Genomic DNA, 2,630 nt, shown 5'->3' on the forward strand with positions numbered 1-2,630 from the left:
TCATCCTCATCCGTCACGGCCAGTCGCAGTGGAATCTCGAAAACCGCTTCACCGGTTGGTGGGATGTCGATGTCACCGAAAAGGGCGCGGCCGAAGCCGTCGCCGCGGGCGAGCTGATGAAGGCGAAGGGCATCGCGCCCGACACCTGCTTCACCTCGGTCCAGACGCGCGCGATCAAGACGCTCAATCTCGCGCTCGAGGCGATGGGTCGCCTCTGGCTTCCGGTCACCAAGGACTGGCGCCTCAACGAGCGGCACTACGGCGGGCTCACCGGACTCGACAAGGCCGAGACCGCGGCGAAGCATGGCGAGGATCAGGTGAAGATCTGGCGTCGCAGCTTCGACATCCCGCCCCCGCCGCTCGGAGCCGGCTCGGAATGGGACCTGTCGACCGACCCGCGCTACGCCGGCATCGCGATCCCGTCGGCCGAAAGCCTGAAGGACACGATCGAGCGCGTGCTCCCCTATTATGAAGCCGCGATCGTCCCCGAACTCGCGGCGGGCAAGACGGTGCTGATCTCGGCGCATGGCAACAGCCTGCGCGCGCTGGTCAAGCATCTCTCGGGTATTTCGGACGCCGACATCACCGGGCTCGAAATCCCGACCGGCCAGCCGATCGTCTACGACCTCGCCGACGACCTGACCGCGCGCGAACGCTATTATCTCAGCGAGCGGTGAACGACAGAACAATCCTCCCTGTCGCGAAGCGATGGGGAGGTGGCAGCGGCGGAGCCGCTGACGGAGGGGCCATGGCACCAGCGTTGCGGCCCCTCCACCACTCGCTTTGCGAGCGGTTCCCCTCCCCATGGCTTCGCCACAGGGAGGATAATGGCGTGGGTCAGTCGCGCAGCAGCTCGTTGATCCCGGTCTTCGCGCGCGTCTGCGCATCGACGCGCTTGACGATGACGGCGCAATAGAGCGACGGCCCCGGCGTGCCGTCGGGAAGCGGCTTGCCCGGCAGCGACCCCGGAACGACGACCGCGTAAGCGGGCACTTCGCCGACGAACACCTCGCCCGTCGCGCGGTCGATGATCTTGGTCGACGCGCCCAGATAGACGCCCATCGACAGCACCGCGCCCTCGCGCACGATCACGCCCTCGGCGACCTCGGCGCGCGCGCCGATGAAGGCGCCGTCCTCGATCACCACCGGACCGGCCTGTAACGGTTCCAACACCCCGCCGATCCCGGCGCCGCCCGACAGGTGGACGTTCGCGCCGATCTGCGCGCAGCTGCCGACGGTCGCCCAGGCGTCGACCATCGATCCCTCGCCGACCCGGGCGCCGATATTGACGAAGCTCGGCATCAGCACCGCGCCCTTGCTGATATGGGCGCCGCGGCGGACGATCGATCCGGGGACGGCGCGGAAACCCGCGTCGCGGAACCGGTTCTCGCCCCATCCGGCGAATTTGGACGGCACCTTGTCCCACCAGGTCGCGCCGCCCGGGCCGCCCTCGATGATTTCCATGTCGTTGAGGCGGAACGACAGCAGCACCGCCTTCTTCAGCCATTGGTTGACCTGCCACGTCCCCGACGCGTCGCGTTCGGCGACGCGGTAGCTTCCGTCGTCGAGCCCCGCCAGCGCGCTCTCGACCGCCTCGCGCACCGCGCCGGTCGTCGTCAGCCCCAGCGTGTCGCGTGCGTCCCACGCGGCGTCGATCGTGCTCTGCAGGTCGGTGGTCATGAAATTCCCCAAGGTAAAGGCAATGAATCGAGCCAGTCGGCGATGTCGGTCGCGTGAAAATCGACATGGTCCGGCAGGTGGTCCCGATGGCCGCTTTCGCTGCCATTGTCCAGCCACACGGTCGTCATCCCCAGCATCTTGGCCGGGGTCAGGTTGCGCGCCATATCCTCGACGAACAGGCTCTTCGCCGGGTCGACGCCAAGGTGCGCGACCATCATCTCATAGGCGGCCGCGTCGGGCTTGGGCGTATAGCGGGTGACGCGGATGTCGCAGATGCCGTCGAACAGGTCGGCGATCCCGCGGGCACCCAGCACGCGCGCCGCATAATCGGCATCGGCGTTGGTAAAGACCAGCTTGCGTCCGGGCAGCCGTTCCAGCCCGGCGCGCAGCCGCGCATCGACCGTCAGCCGGTCGAGCGCGATGTCGTGGACGTCGACCAGAAAATCCTCGGGGTCGACGCCGTGATGCTGCATCAGCCCCGCCATCGTCGTGCCATGATCGTGGAAATATTGCTTTTGCACACGCCGCGCCTCGACCGCGTCGACGTTCAAAAGCCGCATGATGAAGGCGCCCATGCGTTCGTCGATCAGATCGAACAGCTTCGCCGAGGGCGCATAGAGCGTGTTGTCGAGATCGAAGATCCAGCTGTCGATATGGTCGAGCGGGGCGGGCATGGCGCGGCGCATAAAGGCTGGGGTGCGCGGGGGCAAGCCACGCGGAAAGGATCGGAACTCCCGATTAACCGCATGATGCTACCCCTTGCGCTTGCGCCGCGCTAAAAGGCGGACATCAGGGCAAAGGGGAACGGCCATGGCCGACGCGAACCGACGCAGCCGCATCCACCGGATGGCTGGACGGCCTTTGCCTTTGCTTCTGAGCCTTGCCGCGCTCTCGCTCGCCGCATGCGGCGGCGGCGGTGCCCGCCCGTCGCCCACTCCGGCGCCTCCGCC

General features: G+C 67.3%; 3 protein-coding genes. 1 reads left to right on the forward strand and 2 read right to left on the reverse strand.

Annotated features, from left to right (window positions below; genetic code table 11):
* The first annotated feature begins 2 nt into the window (after window positions 1-2).
* A complete protein-coding gene (gpmA, locus tag JHC57_RS21905) occupies window positions 3-677 on the forward strand; it encodes a 2,3-diphosphoglycerate-dependent phosphoglycerate mutase (protein ID WP_294032686.1) in 675 nt (224 codons plus the stop codon).
* A 160-nt stretch (window positions 678-837) separates the two neighbouring features.
* On the opposite strand, the gene dapD is transcribed toward gpmA, so the two are convergent.
* Window positions 838-1,680: a 2,3,4,5-tetrahydropyridine-2,6-dicarboxylate N-succinyltransferase gene (dapD, locus tag JHC57_RS21910; RefSeq protein WP_294032687.1), complete on the reverse strand. Its 843-nt coding sequence runs from the start codon at window positions 1,678-1,680 to the stop codon at window positions 838-840.
* The gene (locus JHC57_RS21915) at window positions 1,677-2,354 is read right to left on the reverse strand and encodes a pyrimidine 5'-nucleotidase (protein ID WP_294032688.1); all 678 of its coding nucleotides are present in this window, start codon (window positions 2,352-2,354) and stop codon (window positions 1,677-1,679) included. The genes dapD and JHC57_RS21915 overlap by 4 nt, the downstream gene beginning before the upstream one ends.
* Window positions 2,355-2,630 lie beyond the last annotated feature (276 nt).

It is taken from the genome of Sphingopyxis sp. (assembly GCF_016463645.1).
Taxonomy (GTDB): Bacteria; Pseudomonadota; Alphaproteobacteria; order Sphingomonadales; family Sphingomonadaceae; genus Sphingopyxis.

Coding starts and splice junctions, on each gene's coding strand:
- dapD (WP_294032687.1), bottom strand. CDS start 1,680: ATGACCACCGACCTGCAGAGCACGATCGACGCCGCGTGGGACGCACGC.
- JHC57_RS21915 (WP_294032688.1), bottom strand. CDS start 2,354: ATGCCCGCCCCGCTCGACCATATCGACAGCTGGATCTTCGATCTCGAC.